The organism is Arthrobacter sp. ISL-30, assembly GCF_018613855.1.
GTDB lineage: Bacteria > Actinomycetota > Actinomycetes > Actinomycetales > Micrococcaceae > Arthrobacter.
This window is the reverse complement of sequence record NZ_JAGGPK010000012.1, coordinates 143,957-159,820: the sequence shown is the minus strand read 5'-3', so window position 1 is coordinate 159,820 and position 15,864 is coordinate 143,957. Positions and strand designations below refer to the sequence as shown.

General features: G+C 62.5%; 12 protein-coding genes and 2 pseudogenes. 10 read left to right on the top strand and 4 right to left on the bottom strand.

Features of this window, described 5'->3' with window-relative positions; all coding sequences use genetic code 11:
* Nucleotides 1–67 precede the first annotated feature (67 nt).
* The 7 genes and pseudogenes from glyA (at nucleotide 68) to J7E82_RS05460 (ending at nucleotide 8,302) form a co-directional block, all read left to right on the top strand.
* Nucleotides 68–1,363, top strand: a pseudogene (gene glyA / locus J7E82_RS05490) (serine hydroxymethyltransferase).
* Nucleotides 1,363–2,582: pseudogene (locus J7E82_RS05485) on the top strand (sarcosine oxidase subunit beta family protein). The pseudogenes glyA and J7E82_RS05485 overlap by 1 nt, the downstream one beginning before the upstream one ends.
* Nucleotides 2,583–2,595: 13 nt before the next feature.
* Nucleotides 2,596–2,919, top strand: coding sequence for a sarcosine oxidase subunit delta (locus J7E82_RS05480; protein WP_214861260.1), 324 nt, complete (start codon nucleotides 2,596–2,598; stop codon nucleotides 2,917–2,919).
* Entirely contained in the window at nucleotides 2,916–5,834 is a 2,919-nt protein-coding gene (locus J7E82_RS05475) for a sarcosine oxidase subunit alpha family protein (protein ID WP_214861258.1), read from the top strand. Before J7E82_RS05480 ends, J7E82_RS05475 begins: the two co-directional genes overlap by 4 nt.
* Nucleotides 5,827–6,462 (top strand): sarcosine oxidase subunit gamma, encoded by a 636-nt coding sequence (locus tag J7E82_RS05470; RefSeq protein ID WP_214861256.1) that lies wholly within the window; start codon nucleotides 5,827–5,829, stop codon nucleotides 6,460–6,462. The genes J7E82_RS05475 and J7E82_RS05470 overlap by 8 nt, the downstream gene beginning before the upstream one ends.
* A complete protein-coding gene (locus J7E82_RS05465) occupies nucleotides 6,462–7,838 on the top strand; it encodes an L-serine ammonia-lyase (RefSeq protein ID WP_214861254.1) in 1,377 nt (458 codons plus the stop codon). The genes J7E82_RS05470 and J7E82_RS05465 overlap by 1 nt, the downstream gene beginning before the upstream one ends.
* Before the next feature lie 152 nt (nucleotides 7,839–7,990).
* On the top strand, nucleotides 7,991–8,302 hold the full coding sequence (locus tag J7E82_RS05460; protein WP_214861252.1) for a DUF6457 domain-containing protein: 312 nt from the start codon (nucleotides 7,991–7,993) through the stop codon (nucleotides 8,300–8,302).
* Between the two features lie 98 nt (nucleotides 8,303–8,400).
* On the opposite strand, the gene J7E82_RS05455 is transcribed toward J7E82_RS05460, so the two are convergent.
* Nucleotides 8,401–10,335, bottom strand: a complete 1,935-nt coding sequence (locus J7E82_RS05455; protein WP_214861249.1) for an FAD-binding monooxygenase — start codon at nucleotides 10,333–10,335, stop codon at nucleotides 8,401–8,403.
* Nucleotides 10,336–10,563: 228 nt separating this feature from the next.
* On the opposite strand from J7E82_RS05455, the gene J7E82_RS05450 reads away from it, so the two are divergent.
* Nucleotides 10,564–11,211, top strand: coding sequence for a dihydrofolate reductase family protein (locus J7E82_RS05450; protein ID WP_214861247.1), 648 nt, complete (start codon nucleotides 10,564–10,566; stop codon nucleotides 11,209–11,211).
* Entirely contained in the window at nucleotides 11,208–11,828 is a 621-nt protein-coding gene (locus J7E82_RS05445; protein WP_251041469.1) for a dihydrofolate reductase family protein, read from the top strand. Before J7E82_RS05450 ends, J7E82_RS05445 begins: the two co-directional genes overlap by 4 nt.
* Before the next feature lie 23 nt (nucleotides 11,829–11,851).
* Here J7E82_RS05445 and J7E82_RS05440 read toward each other — a convergent pair whose 3' ends face one another.
* Nucleotides 11,852–14,011, bottom strand: coding sequence for a glycogen debranching N-terminal domain-containing protein (locus tag J7E82_RS05440; protein WP_214861245.1), 2,160 nt, complete (start codon nucleotides 14,009–14,011; stop codon nucleotides 11,852–11,854).
* A gap of 335 nt (nucleotides 14,012–14,346) precedes the next feature.
* On the opposite strand from J7E82_RS05440, the gene J7E82_RS05435 reads away from it, so the two are divergent.
* Nucleotides 14,347–14,913, top strand: a complete 567-nt coding sequence (locus J7E82_RS05435) for a cupin domain-containing protein (RefSeq protein WP_374223593.1) — start codon at nucleotides 14,347–14,349, stop codon at nucleotides 14,911–14,913.
* 7 nt (nucleotides 14,914–14,920) lie between these two features.
* Here J7E82_RS05435 and J7E82_RS05430 read toward each other — a convergent pair whose 3' ends face one another.
* Both J7E82_RS05430 and J7E82_RS05425 read right to left on the bottom strand, forming a co-directional pair.
* Entirely contained in the window at nucleotides 14,921–15,067 is a 147-nt protein-coding gene (locus J7E82_RS05430) for a hypothetical protein (protein ID WP_214861243.1), read from the bottom strand.
* A 73-nt stretch (nucleotides 15,068–15,140) separates the two neighbouring features.
* Nucleotides 15,141–15,860, bottom strand: a complete 720-nt coding sequence (locus J7E82_RS05425; RefSeq protein WP_214861241.1) for a cell wall metabolism sensor histidine kinase WalK — start codon at nucleotides 15,858–15,860, stop codon at nucleotides 15,141–15,143.
* Between the last annotated feature and the right edge of the window lie 4 nt (nucleotides 15,861–15,864).

Here is a 15,864-nt window from a genome sequence, read left to right as displayed (position 1 = left end):
CCGTAGCATACTTGGCAATCAGAACTAATATATCAATCGGATATTAGGCAACTGTAAGGAGTAATTCATGGCCGATGTTCTTACCCGTTCGCTCGCAGAAGCCGATCCCGAGATCTTTGCCGCTGTAGAAAGCGAGCTGCTTCGCCAGCAGAGCACCCTCGAGATGATCGCATCCGAAAACTTCGCCCCGACATCCGTCATGCAGGCACAGGGCTCGGTCCTGACTAACAAGTACGCAGAGGGCTACCCGGGCAAGCGCTATTATGGCGGCTGCGAGCACGTGGACGTCGTTGAACAGCTGGCCATCGACCGGGTCAAAGCCCTGTTCGGTTCGGAGTTCGCCAACGTCCAGCCGCACTCAGGTGCGCAGGCCAACGCTGCGGCCATGTTCGCCCTCCTGAACCCCGGCGACACCATCCTGGGCCTGAACCTCGCGCACGGCGGCCACCTCACGCACGGGATGCGCCTGAACTTCTCCGGCAAGCTCTACAAGGTGGTTCCGTAGCACGTGAGGGAGTCCGACTTCCGGGTGGACATGGCCGAAGTCGAAGCCCTGGCCCTGGAGCACAAGCCGCGGCTCATCGTCGCTGGCTGGTCGGCGTACTCCCGCCAGCTGGACTTCGCAGAGTTCCGCCGCATCGCAGACCTCGTGGGCGCCTACCTCATGGTGGACATGGCCCACTTCGCAGGACTCGTCGCGGCAGGACTGCACCCAAACCCTGTGCCGCATGCCCATGTGGTGACGACCACCACGCACAAGACCCTCGGTGGTCCTCGCGGTGGAGTCATCTTCACCAACGACGCCGACATCGCCAAGAAGATCAACAGCGCAGTCTTTCCCGGGCAGCAGGGAGGCCCGCTGGAGCATGTCATTGCAGCCAAGGCAGTTGCCTTCAAGATGGCAAACGAACCTGCCTTCCGTGAACGGCAGGAACGTACCCTCGAAGGCGCGCGCATCATCGCCGAACGCCTGCTGGCTGAGGATGTCGCTGAATCCGGTGTCACGGTTGTTAACGGCGGCACGGATGTCCACCTGGTCCTCGTGGACCTTCGGAACTCCGAGCTGGACGGACAGCAGGGAGAGGATCGCCTGCACCGCATCGGCATCACGGTCAACCGCAACGCCGTACCTTTCGACCCGCGCCCGCCCATGGTCTCCTCCGGCCTGCGCATCGGCACCCCGGCCTTGGCTACCCGCGGCTTCGGTGCCGCCGAATTCGTCGAGGTCGCGGACATTATCGCCGCTGCACTGAAGCGCGAGTTCACTGATGAGACGGCGTCCGCCCTGCGGCAGCGAGTGGAAAACCTTGCCGACAAGTTCCCGCTTTACCCGAACCTTTCCGGTGAGAACGGAGCACAGTGATGAACAACGGACCCCTGCCGGAGCACCCGGATTTTCTGTGGCGCAATCCTGATCCCAAGCCCTCCTATGACGCCGTCATCATCGGCGGTGGTGGTCACGGACTCGCCACAGCATACTATCTGGCCAAAAACCACGGCATGACCAACATCGCCATCCTGGAAAAGGGGTGGCTCGCCGGTGGCAACATGGCTCGCAACACGACGATCATCCGCTCCAACTATCTCTGGGATGAGAGTGCCGCCATCTACGAACATTCGCTGAAGCTCTGGGAGCAGCTCCCGGAGGAACTTGAATATGACTTCCTCTTCAGCCAGCGCGGTGTCCTGAACCTCGACCACACGCTGCAGGACGTCCGGATTCGGTCAGGCGCGTCAATGCCAACAAGCTCAACGGTGTCGACGCCGAGTGGCTGGACATTGATCAGGTCAAGGAAGTCTGCCCGATCATCAACATCAGCGACAAGATTCGCTATCCCGTTCTGGGCGGAACTTTCCAGCCGAGGGCAGGTATCGCCAAGCACGACCACGTTGCCTGGGCTTTCGCCCGCAAGGCGGACGAGCTGGGCGTGGACATCATCCAGAACTGCGAGGTCACCGGATTCATCAAGGACGGCAACCGTGTAACCGGAGTCCGGACGAACCGCGGCACGATTAATGCAGGCAAAGTCGCGCTCTGCGCTGCGGGGCATTCGAGTGTGCTGGCCAAACTGGCTGGTTTCGACCTGCCCATCCAGTCACATCCTCTGCAGGCATTAGTGTCGGAACTGCATGAAATGGTCCACCCCACGGTGGTCATGTCCAACCACGTCCATGTCTACGTCTCCCAGGCCCACAAGGGTGAACTGGTCATGGGCGCGGGCATCGACTCCTATAACGGCTACGGCCAGCGCGGCTCCTTCCACGTGATCGAGCACCAGATGGCCGCGGCTGTGGAACTGTTCCCCATCTTCGCCAGGGCGCACCTGCTGCGTACTTGGGGCGGCATTGTGGACACCACCATGGACGCTTCGCCGATCGTGGGCAAGTCGCCGGTAGAGAACATGTACGTCAACTGCGGCTGGGGAACAGGGGGATTCAAGGGAACCCCCGGTGCCGGATGGTCCTTTGCCCACACCATCGCCAACGACGAGCCACACGCCCTGAACCAACCCTTCTCCCTTGAGCGTTTCGTCACGGGAGCGCTTATCGACGAGCACGGCGCAGCAGCCGTGGCGCACTGAAAGAAGACGCGGCATGATCCAGATCCAATGCCCCAACTGCGGGCCACGGGACGAAACCGAATTCCACTACGGCGGCCAGGCGCATGTGGCCTATCCCGAGAACCCGGACGCACTCAGCGATGAGGAATGGGCCCGCTACCTTTTCTATCGGGAGAACACCAAAGGCCAGTTCGCCGAGCGCTGGTCCCACTCCGGCGGATGCCGCAAATGGTTCAACGCCATCCGTGACACCGTCACCTACCGTTTCTCGGCGGTCTATCCCGCGGGTTCGCCTCGCCCGGATAACGCACCGGCCCAACCCGATTCAAACGACCCAATCGTTGGAGGGACCAAATGACGTCTCAGCCCCGCCGTATCGCCGAAGGCGGCCGTATCGACCGTTCCAAGGAGTTGGCCTTTACTGTTGACGGCCGAGAGTACACGGGACATACCGGGGACACCCTTGCCTCGGCTCTCCTCGCCAACGGCGTCATCGAAACCGCCCCGTCGCTGTACCTGAAGCGTCCGCGCGGGATCCTGGCCGCCGGCATCGAGGAACCCAATGCGCTGGTGAAGGTCCACCATCACGGCCAAGGTGGAGTGAACGAGTCCATGCTGCCGGCCACCACGGTGGAGCTTACCGACGGCTTGGCCGCCACCTACCTCTCCGGCCTGGGTCAGCTGGATCCCGACGAGGACAACGCGGTCTATGACAAGAAATACGTCCACACGGACGTCCTGGTCATCGGGGCGGGCCCCGCTGGCCTATCTGCCGCCCGTACCGCAGTCACTGGCGCCCGGGTGATCCTCATCGATGACCAGCCGGAATTGGGCGGTACGCTGCTGTCCGCACCTCGGACAACCATCGAGGGCAAGCCGGCCATCGAATGGGTCGACTCCATCCGGGCAGAACTCGAGGCCTCCGAGGAGGTCACGGTCCTCACGCGCACCAATGCCTTCGGAAACTACGACAGCAACTACATCGTCGCGCTGCAAAGCCGGACGGATCATCTTGGAGAGGCTGCGGCAGTTCCGGAGATGAAGGCGGTCTCTCGTCAGCGGCTGTGGCACATCCGTGCCCAGCAGGTCATCGTCGCCACCGGCGCGCATGAACGCCCGATCGTCTTCCGCAACAACGACCGCCCGGGTGTGATGCTCGCCTCGGCCGTGCGGACCTACATCAACCGCTACGCCGTCGCGCCCGGTTCCCGAGTGGTCATCGGCACCAACAATGACAGCGCCTATGCCCTCATTCCCGACCTGATCGCCGCGAACATCAGCATCGCCGCAATCGCCGATGCCCGTACCGAATCGTCCGCCGCCGCCCAGGCTGCGGAGAGCCAGGGCATCCGGGTCCTGCTTGGCTCTGCCGTTGCGGACACCACCGGTTCGCCGCGCGTCACCGGCGCCGTGGTCAGCTCGCTGAGCGACGACGGCGCAACGCACGGTCCCGCCGTCGAACTCGCCTGTGATCTGGTCGCTGTTTCCGGTGGCTGGAGCCCGGTGACCCACCTGCACAGCCAGCGGCAGGGACGCGTTCGCTGGGATGACAATCTGGTTGCCTTCGTTCCGGCCGACTCCGTCGATGGCCAGCAAATAGTTGGCTCGGCTCGAGGCAGCTTCTCCACCGACGACTGCACGGCCGAGGGTTCCCACGCAGGCTCCGTGGCGGCGTTCAACTCCGGGTTCGTGAACGAACAAGGCACTCACGCCCTGGCCGTGCCCTCCTACCCGCCCGCAGCTCAGGGTGCCACCAGGCCGCTATGGCTTGTTCAGCAGGAAGATGCAGAGCTGTCGGACCTGCACGAACATTTCGTGGATCTTCAGCGCGACCAGACGGTGGCAGACGTTCTTCGGGCAACTGGGGCCGGGATGCGTTCCGTCGAACACATCAAGCGCTACACCTCCATTAGCACGGCCAATGACCAAGGCAAGACCTCCGGCGTCAACGCGATCGGCGTGATCGCAGCAGCGCTCAACGGCGGTGCGACTCCCGGGGAATTTGGCACCACCACCTACCGTGCTCCCTATGCACCGGTCGCATTCGCCGCCCTGGCAGGACGCGAACGGGGCGAGCTCTTCGATCCCGCCCGGCTGACGTCGATCCACCCCTGGCACGTCAAACATGGAGCAGAGTTCGAAATCGTGGGCCAGTGGCTCCGCCCCTGGTACTACCCCCAGCCGGGGGAGGACATCGACGCAGCGGTCGCACGGGAATGCGCCGCAGTGCGCACGTCCGTCGGCTTCATGGATGCCACAACTCTGGGCAAAATCGAGATCTGGGGCACCGACGCCGGCGAATTCCTTAACCGCATCTACACGAATGCGTTCAAGAAGCTCGCCCCCGGTTCTGCCCGGTACGGCGTTATGTGCAAGCCGGACGGCATGATTTTCGACGACGGTGTGACCCTGCGCATCGATGACAACCGCTTCTTCATGACCACCACCACAGGAGGCGCAGCCCGCGTACTGGACTGGCTGGAGGAGTGGCTGCAGACCGAGTGGCCGGAACTCGACGTCAACTGCACGTCGGTTACCGAACAGTGGAGCACCATCGCCATCGTTGGACCCAAGTCCCGGGACGTCGTCGCCAAGCTGGCCCCCCAACTGGACGTCTCCAACGAAGCCTTCCCGTTCATGACGTTTCGCGAAACGACCCTGGCATCCGGGATCCCCGCCCGTGTCTGCCGCATCTCCTTTTCCGGCGAACTAGCGTTCGAAATCAACGTTTCAGGATGGTACGGGCAGCAGGTCTGGGAAGACGTGGCTGCCGCCGGCGCTGAATTCAACATCACCCCCTTCGGCACGGAGACCATGCACGTGCTCCGTGCCGAGAAGGGCTACCCGATCGTCGGTCAGGACACCGACGGCACCGTCACCCCGCAGGATGCCGGGATGGAATGGATCGTCTCCAAAGCCAAGGACTTCGTGGGCAAACGCTCATTCTCCCGCGAAGACACCCAGCGCACGGACCGAAAACACTTGGTTAGTCTCCTGCCAGTGGACAAGTCCTTCCGGCTTCCGGAAGGAACGCAGCTGGTCGAAAAGGGTATCGACTTCAGTCTTGACTATGCGCCGATACCCATGCAGGGACACGTCACTTCCAGCTATCACAGCGAGGCCCTGGGACGGTCGTTTGCCCTGGCCCTGATCAAGAACGGCCGCAACCGCATCGGCGAGACCTTGGTGGCTCCTGTGGGGGATCAGCTCATCGATGTCGTGGTCGCCGAAACAGTACTGTTCGATCCTGAAGGGAAGCGCCGAGATGGCTGAGCTGACACTAGTGGAAACCACCGCAACACAAGACATCAGCGCGCTGCGAAGCAGCCCGGCGGCCCACCTGGCCGGAGTCTTTGAAGAAGCCTGCACCCAGGGCGCCCGCGGCGTGCAGCTGCGCGAAGTTCCTTTTCAGACCATGGTGGGTCTGCGGGTAGCACAGGACAGTGACGGGGCACACCGCCTGGAGGAAGCCCTGGGTACGCTCCTGCCCGACCGGCACGGCATCGTGACGGCAGGTTCCGGCCGATCCGTCATATGGCTCGCGCCGGACGAGTTCCTGGTTATCTCCGCCGAGGAATCTGCCGACCTTACCAAGGCACTGCAGGAAGCACTGTACGGCCATCCCGGTTCCGTGATCGACCTGTCCGCGAATCGAACCACATTTGAACTTAACGGCCCATCGTCGCGGGCGGTACTCGAGAAAGGGTGTCCCCTCGACCTGCATCCGCGAATCTTCAAGGAGGGAACGGCTGTAAACACCAACATCGGCCACGTTCCTGTCGTTCTTTGGAAGACCGGGGCCGAAAACTACCGCATCTACCCGAGGGCGTCATTTGCCGACTACCTCGGCAGGTGGCTCATTGATGCCATGGCTGAATTCAAAGCCCCGGAGACGAACTAATGGCGCTGAGTACGCTCGACCTGTTCTCGATTGGGATCGGTCCGTCGTCCTCGCACACAGTCGGACCCATGCGTGCCGCCAAGCTGTTCACCGACGGCTTGGCGGCCGAGGGGCTGCTCGACAGCGTGGCTCGAGTCCAGTCCCAGTTGTTCGGCTCGTTGGGAGCAACCGGTCACGGGCATGGCTCCGACAAGGCCGTCATCCTCGGCCTCCAGGGTGAAAGTCCGGAAACCGTGGATACCGACCATGCTGATGAGATGGTGGCTGATGCTGCACGGGACGGCAAACTGAATTTGGCAGGGTCGCGGCCTATCGGCTTCAGCAAGGACGACGACGTCATCCTGCACCGCCGCAAATCCGTTCCCGCACACCCGAACGGGATGACGTTCACGGCCTATTACGCTGATGAGTCGATTCTCAAGGAGTCGACGTACTACTCAGTGGGCGGGGGATTCGTCGTCAACGAGCAGGCTGCCGGTACTGACCGTATCGTGCAGGACATGACGCCGCTGCCGTACCCCTTCACCACGGGTGGCCAACTGTTGGAACACTGCCGTCGGGAGGGCATGCGAATCAGCGACATCATGCTCGCGAACGAGCTCTCTTGGCGGACCGAGGAGGAATTGCGCAGCGAACTGCTGCACATTTGGTCCGTCATGAAGGAATGCGTGCGCAACGGCTGCGAACGGACGGAACCAGTCCTGCCAGGTGGTCTCCGTGTCCCGCGACGCGCGCCCAAGTTGCATGCCGAACTGGCTGCAAGCACAGACGAAACGGACCCGATGCGGGCCATGGACTGGGTGAACCTGTTCGCCCTCGCCGTCAATGAGGAGAACGCCTCCGGTGGCCGCATCGTGACTGCGCCCACCAACGGCGCAGCCGGCATTGTTCCGGCAGTGCTGCACTACTACGAGAAATTCATCCCCGGAGCCAACGACGACGGCGTGGTCCGTTTCCTCCTGGCAGCCGCTGCTGTGGGCATCCTTTTCAAGGAGAACGCCTCCATCTCCGGCGCAGAAGTGGGATGCCAGGGCGAAGTCGGATCCGCCTGCTCCATGGCGGCCGCCGGTCTTTGCGAAGTCCTTGGCGGGAGCCCCGAACAGGTTGAAAATGCAGCGGAAGTCGGCATCGAACACAACCTCGGGCTGACCTGCGACCCCGTTGGCGGCCTGGTGCAGATCCCCTGCATCGAACGCAACGCCATCGCCAGCAACAAAGCCATCAATGCCGCTCGCATGGCCATGCGAGGCGACGGCACCCACAAGGTGTCCCTCGACAAGGCAATCAAGACGATGAGGGAAACGGGCGCGGACATGAAGATCAAGTACAAGGAGACCTCCCGCGGTGGCCTCGCGGTGAACGTCATCGAGTGCTGATCAGGCGCCCATTTCGTGGCCTGCGTGTTCTCGGACGCCAATAAGCCACCACCATCACCCTCTGACCGGGCCGCTGACTTACGAGCCAAAGCCATATATTCTCGTCGCACCCAATTCACATCCCGCGCAGTGATTCCAAGCAAGGAGAGATTATGGCCGTCGATGACGAAGCACGCGTCCTAACCCAATGGAGCCAGCAGCTTGCGAACGCACTGCAAATCCTGGATCTGGAGGTGGACCAGGAGTTGCTGCTTGACCTCGCCAGGAGATCTGCAGACTCAGTGATCCATGCGGCAGCACCGGTAACGGCATTCATGGTGGGCTATGCAGCAGGTCATGAGGCCGGCAGAGGAGGCTCAAGTTCCGAGGTGTCGTCCAGCGCGGCAATTTCCAAGGCTGCTGACGTCGCATTCAAGCTGTGCGCTGACCGGGCCGCAGGAAAGCGCGGGGAGCCGACAAACTAGCCGTAGTAACCCTTTGGAGCAGACACTTGCCCCACAACACAAGGCCGCCGTGCCCTCTGAAGGGAGCACGGCGGTTGCGTGGTACGGATGCTTTCTACTTAGGCTTGGTTGCTGACCAGGCCAACGTCCGCGTTTCGGCGTGCGGGCAGGAGCGGCGCGAAGAACGCGGCGAGTTCCGCCGTCGCAGTCAAGGGCAGGACGTTGGCCACGTACTGGTCCGGCCTTACGACCACCACTACACCGTCGCGGCTGAGGCCGCGCAGATCGAAGATGTCAGCGGTGGGATCAATGCCGTAAATCTTCTCGTAGTCCGTGAGCCGGAAGGGTCCCACTTTCGGCTTGAAGACCGCCGATACGGCGTTAATGTCGATATTCGTGTGGTCCTGCTGGTAGATCACCTTCACGTCGAACCATGCGTCAGGATCGGCTCCGGCCGGCGTTGCCGCCAGCGGCGAGCCCGGCGAGTTCGCCATCCACTCGGCGAAGTCCGCCACCTGTGACGAGGTGGCCTGTTCCGTGCCGGTGCCTGCTGCATCTGCGAAGACGTAGATGCGCCAGCGGCCGTCAGCCTTGGCGTGATGGCCGAGGTGGATTGGGTTCGTGTCGCAGACTCGGACGACGGGAGCGGACTTGAAGCGCTTGCCGACCGGGAAGCCGGTGGCCATTTCCTGGTGCTTTGCCTTGGCAATAAGCATGGAAGGCGCGTACTCGGTCATGAAACCCGCTGGGAACTCGGCGGTTTGGACGTAGAAGTCCTCCAGCTCCGAGGAGTCGTCGAACTCTTCGGGCTTCTTCGCCATGAGGGTCGACCACTCTTTATCGAAGTCAATGAGGTTCTTCGCCACCACCTGGCGCTCAGCCGAGTAGGTGGACAGGAGGCTTTCCGGGCTGCGGCCTTCAAGGACGTGTCCTAGCTTCCAGCCAATGTTGAAGCCATCCTGCATGGAGACGTTCATGCCCTGGCCTGCCTTGGCACTGTGTGTGTGGCAGGCATCGCCGGTGATGAACACGCGGGGCGTGCGGGCGCCGAGCTCGTCCGGCAGAACGTCGTCGAACCTGTCTGTGAGGAGGTGACCGACTTCATACACGCTGTGCCACGCGACGTTGCGGACGTCCAGGGTGTAGGGGTGGAGTATTTCGTTGGCCTTGCGAATGATCTCCTCGATGGTGGTTTTGCGCATCGCGCCGTTGTCCTTGGGATTGACTTCACCGAGATCCACGTACATGCGGAACAGGTGGCCGCCTTCGCGCGGGATCAGCAATATGCTGCCACCCTGCCCGGACTGGATGGCACACTTCAGGCGGATATCGGGGAAGTCGGTGACTGCAAGGACATCCATGACACCCCAAGCGTGATTGGCCTGGTCGCCGGCCAGCATGCAGCCGATGGATTCGCGGACCTTGCTGCGCGCGCCGTCAGCACCGACGACATACTTTGCCCGGACGACGCGCTCCTGGCCTTCATTGGAGCCGGAGGTGTGCACGAGCGTCACAGTGACCGGGTACTCGCCTTCGCCGGTAACGTTCAGGCCCCGGAACTCATAGCCGTAGTCAGGGGTCATGCGGGTAGGGGAGTTCGCCATGAACTCGGCGAAGTAGTCCAGCACCCGGGCCTGGTTGACGATGAGGTGCGGGAATTCGCTAATGCCGGCCGGGTCATCCACCGCGCGGGCACTGCGAACGATGCGGGAGTGATCCATGGGATCCGGCTTCCAGAAGGCCATCTCGGTGATGCGGTACGCCTCGGCGATGATGCGCTCGGCAAAGCCGAAAGCCTGGAATGTCTCTACGCTGCGCGCCTGGATACCATCAGCCTGACCGATGGCCAGCCTCCCGGCGCGGCGCTCTACTATCCGGGTCGTGATGTTCGGGAACTGGGACAGCTGCGCGGCCGTGAGCATGCCCGCGGGCCCACTGCCTACGATCAGCACGTCTACTTGATCGGGAAGGTCCGCAGGCCGGTTGATTCCGACGCCGGCGGCCGGCTGCACTCGCGGGTCACCGGATACGTAACCGTGGTGGTGGAACTGCACGGGCTTTCCTCACTTCTTTGTGGGCATCTGGAGCCTTTTGGCTGTTGTTCGATTATAGAACGCTAGATTCTATAATTGAAATGCTAGCTAATTTTCTTTCGTGCACCCTTCGGGGCCTTCCAACTATTGAGCGTCTAATTGCTACAGGGATAGCATTGCCGGCACGGCTGCTGTGCCTGGCCGAAGGGCCTGGCGGTCACTGGCGTAGATCAGATCGAGGAGACGGCTATGGGCGAGACAACTAGAGAGACGTCATCGGCAGACCTGATGGTCGACCTGATCATCTCCCTGGATGGGTTTGCCTCGGCCGAGGGATGGCCCGGCTGGTGGGGTCTGGAGGGGCCGGAATACCTGGGTTGGCTCGAGCAGGAGGGGCAGAAGGATTACACCTTCCTCATGGGGGCGAACACCTATCGGCTAATGTCCGGCATGTCAGAGGAGGCGGCTGCCGAGGGCTCAGGATTCTCCGAGGATGAGGGGGCCGCCCTGACCGGCCTTGCCGCTGTGCCCAAGGTCGTCTTCTCCTCCACCCTGCAGGCGCCCCTGACTTGGCCGAATTCGGAGCTGGTCAGCGAGGACGCGGTCGAGGCCGTGACGGAGATGAAAAGGACCGGGACAGGGCCCTTGAGCACCCTGGGCAGTCTCAGCCTCTGCCGGGCGCTGCTGACCGCTGGCCTCGTGGATCGGTTCCGGTTGGTCGTTTTCCCGGTGATCACGGGCCGCACCGGGCGGGAGCGGATCTACGACGGCTATCCGGACGTCTCGCTCGAAATGGTGGACAGCAGGACCTTCGACGGTCGGCTCCAGCTGCTCGAGTACATCCCCACCGTGCTCAGCGGTCCGCCGGGCACCGGTCCGAGGATGAGAGAGCAATGACCAAACCTATGGGCAGGGTGATCTGCGACATCACGATCTCGGCCGACGGGTACTCGGCCGGGCTCAACCAGACCGAGGAACGCCCGTTCGGCGACGACGGCGGCGACGGCTGGGGTGACAAGCTCCACGCCTGGATGTTCGAAACTCCCGAGGAGAACCGGGCCGAGGCCGACCAGATGACCGCGGCCAAAGCATTCATCATGGGGCGTAATATGTTCGGCCCAGTGCGTGGCGAGTGGGATCGGCAGTGGAACGGCTGGTGGGGCGACGATCCGCCGTTCCACTGCCCGGTCTTCGTGCTCACGCACCACGCACGCGAGCCGCAGCCGATGGATGGCGGCACAACCTATTACTTCGTCACCGACGGAATCGAGTCGGCACTGGCACAGGCACGCGCGGCGGCGGGCGACGGCGATGTCGCGATCCAAGGCGGCGCGACCACCATCAACCAGTACCTCGGCGCCGGGCTGATCGACGAGCTGCGACTGCACATTGTGCCGCTCACGCTCGGCGCCGGCACACGGCTGTTCGAGGGCGTCCCGCCGCTGAAACTCGAGCAGGTGAAATCGCGGGCAGCGAGACAGGTCACGCACGTGACCTACCGCGTGCTGTCCTGAGATAGTCCGCCACTACGGTCTCGCTAAGCCTGACTTTGCCTACCGGCCTGTTCCAGCAGTTCTGTCAGCCATGGCCGGTGTCCACGGTGGAATGCTATTCCTTCGGGCAGCCCCTGCACTGAAGGTTCAGAACCGGTGATGTTAATGGTGATGCGGCCTCCCGCCATGGGGGCGTTGGTGATGTGGAGGTTGCCGTAGGATTCCGGGAGTACCGGGTGCATCCAGAAGCCGCCCCGGGAGACATGCGCGTCGTACCGCATCAGGCTGGTAACCAACATAATTGGTGTGGTTGCTGCCCAGGCCTGCGGGGAGCATGCTGTCGGATATGGCACGGGCTGGGCGACCTGGTCTCGGCTGAAGCCGCAGAACAGCTCCGGTAGCCGGCCATCGGTGTAGTCGGCTGCCTCCAGCAGGGCTGTGGCGATTCGCTGCGCCTCTTTCACGAAGCCATAGCGTAATAGGCCGGCGGCGATGATCGCATTGTCATGCGGCCAGACCGATCCGTTGTGGTAGCTGGCGGGGTTGTAGGCGCCCATGTCACTGGCCAGGGTCCGAACGCCCCAGCCGCTGAACATCTCGGGGGACATCAACCGTTCGGCCACCAACCCTACTTTGTCGTCATCGACGATGCCGTGCCACAGGCATTGCCCCATGTTGGACGCGCAGGCGTCGACAGGCCGCTTCTTGCCGTCCAAGGCGACGGCGTAGTAGCCGCGGTCAGGCAGCCAGAACTGCTCGTTGAACCGTTTCTTCAGCTGTGCCGCCTCGTCGGTGAGCCGGGCCCCCAAAGGCACGTCACCGCCGTCGTACGCCATCCATGCGCGGGACAGTAGCGCGGTGTAGACCAATGCCTGGACTTCGCAGAGCGCGATAGGGGGCTCGGCTATCGTCCCGTCCGCAAAGTTGATACCGTCCCAGGAGTCCTTCCAGCCCTGGTTGATGAGGCCTTGGTCGTTGAGGCGTTGATACTCGACGAACCCGTCGCCGTCCTTATCGCCGTAGTCCCGGATCCAGTCCAGTGCCCGATCGGCGTGGGGCAGCAGCGCCGCGATGGTCTCCTTCGCAAAGCCCCAGCGGCTGACCGATGCGAGCGTCATCACGAACTGCGGGGTGGCATCTACGCTGCCGTAGTAAACGGACTTGCCACCCAGCGCCAGCCCACTGGAGACGCCGAGCCTGACTTCGTGCAGAATCTTTCCAGGTTCCTCCTCGCTCATGGGATCCACCACCCTGCCTTGGCGGTCAGCCAGTGTCTGCAAGGTGCCTAGTGCCAGGGACGGGTCCACCGGCAGCGCCATTTCCGAGGCCCAGAGCGAGTCGCGGCCAAAGAGCGTCATGAACCATGGCGCGCCCGCGGCTACTACGATCCGCTCGGGGTGGGCGGGATCCTCGATCCGGAGCGCGCCCAGATCGTCGTAGCTGCGCCGCAGGGTTCGTTCAATGGAACGATTGCCCATGTGTAGCTTGGGAATCTTCGCTACCCATTCCTGGCGGCGGCGGTCGCTCGGAGATATTTCACCTCCAGTCGGACGCACGAACGACGCTACCGGGACGGTGCCGCCGTCGACGGTAGGTACCACGCTCAGCAGCGTGCTCCAATAGCCGTGCGGCGGTACAACGATCCGATACGTGAGAGCATCGGGAGTGATGTCGGCTCGGCCTCCCTTGACTATGACGCCCTTCAGGACGTCCTGCCAGACGGCTCTGATAATCAGGGAGTCGCCGTCGGGTTGCCGGGATTCTTCCCAGTGCCGCTGGACACGTGCTTCCTTGACTTCAAAGAGATCCGCGAAATCCGATTCAACACTGAGGGAAACAAGGCACTCCGCCGCGTCCGAGGCGTAGTTCCGGATGGTGATCTCCTCCAGGATCCCGGCACCTACCTCCCGCAGTCGCTCCACGATCAGAGGGCTGTCCGCATACCCATCAGAGCGGGGAACGCGGCCAATAAACAGGGCCCGATAAGGCTCCTTCGTCTCCGCCGTCAACGGCTCCAGCGGCTGGCCATTCACAGCGAGGTTCCAGCGCGACAGGATGCGGGTGTCCTCATGGAAAACCCCGTGCGGATATTCCGGATGAATGTCCCCGTTCGGCAAGGAAATACAGAAGGATGAACCCTCAACCAAGGTAACCGTGCCGGAACCCACAGGCCCGGCAGCAGTATCAGCATTCCAGCCAGCCATCCCCGCCTCCTTCAACGGCTCAAGACCAAGGTGGCGCTATGGGAATCCCGGTCCAACCGTCTATCGCCGCCCCCTAATCCCATGCATAGACGCTACGCTTGTCCTCCCCTTGATAAAAGGCACGCACCTCCTTAGGGAAGAGCTGCAACGGGGCCGTTCACCGGAAGCTGGCGAATGCGATCCTGATCCTCGCCAGGCGCTGTGGCTGGCTATGAGCGATGCGTCTCACGCTCTGCATTTGCATTCCCTCGCGAACCCGTCAAGGACACGCTACGAAGTTGCCATCTAAGGTAAGGAACTCGCCCCCGCCGTCGCAGTACACATCCCCTGCCTTCTTGGGCGTCGTCCATGAGGCGGCGCATATTGACATGGCCTACGGCTCAGAGCACGCTGGTAGCGCTAGTCGCTTGGGTTTGGCGGCGTTGAATGGACGTGAGGCCGTGCCTGCCGATCCCGCTTTCCCGGAGCATTCCTCGGCGTCTCCGGATGAACAGTTGCAATTACTCTCCGTTCAGGAGGAACAACAAATGCCCGCAGTAACTGTCAAAGCCCTTGAGTCGAAGTCATTCGACGAACCCGATGAAAAACGCCGACCGCCGAAGACGGAAGTTGACGTTGTCACCATTGGTGATACCACCTTGGCAAGAATGACTTTTGAGCCTGGCTGGCGTTGGTCAGAGACCGTGAAGACCGTGGTCCACACTGACAGTTGCCAGGTTAATCATTTGGGGTTCTGCACATCTGGAACGCTAACGGTGGAGATGGAAGACGGAACACGCGCTACAGTCAGAGCCGGTGGCGCCTATGCAATTCCCGCTGGCCATGATGCCTGGGTCGAGGGAGATGAGGCGTTTGTAGGATACGAGCTCATGAGTGCGGCCACCTACGCCAAGCCTGACTAGAGTCGGCCTATGCGGCAAACATGAGCTGCTCCTGGACGCCATGGAGGATCACGACGCCGAGGAAGCGGCCTTGATCATGACCACCCATCTGCGGCACGTCCGTGGTGTCTGGGCCTGACAGAACGAGCCGGCGCAAGCCTGAGGAGAGAGGCACTCAGCCAAGCATCCGTCGCATGGATCAGGTGGATTTCGTGTGGCAGATGATGCCACCCAGCTACACTGCGCGGTCAGCCTGAGCGTGGTTTCCTCCAGGCGGGAAGGGTGATCCGGACGGTGAGCCCCTTGGCTTGGCCAGGTTCGTTCGTCGGAACTGCTGCCGGCCTGGTCAGTAGCTGAACATTACCGGTGTCGTGCTCTACCAGTTGGCGCACGATGGGCAGCCCAAGGCCTGAACCGCCGGGAGTATTGCTCCAAAAGCGGTCAAATACACGCTCCAGCTCCTCGTTGGTCAACCCTGGACCTTGGTCTGCAACATCCAGGATCACCTGCCCGTCGCTCGCGCGAAGCATAACCGTCACAGTGGTTCCAGGAGGCGATGACTGCAACGCGTTCGCCAGCAGGTTGTCCAGAACCTGCTCAAGATGACCGGGCGTTTTCCAGGCGAGGACGGGCTGATGCTCAGCACCGGCGACTACGGGCGGGGAGCTCACCAGTTCGACGTCGGCCTCCTCGCACGCCGCGCTCCATGCCTCCAGCCTGCGGGCGACAACGGTCCCGACGTCCATTGCTTCCGGGCGCCTTCTAGCTGACTGTGCCCGGGCCAGGGCAAGGAGGCTGTTGACCAGCCGTGTGAGCCGGGCGGCCTCCGCCAGGGCCTTGTCCACGGCTGCCTTCTCGTCGCGGCTTTCGAGCCGGTCACGCAGATTGTCCAGGTTCAAGCGCAGTGCCGTCAGCGGTGTTCGCAATTGGTGTGACGCGTCGGCGGTGAATGAACGCTGAGCTTCCACCAGC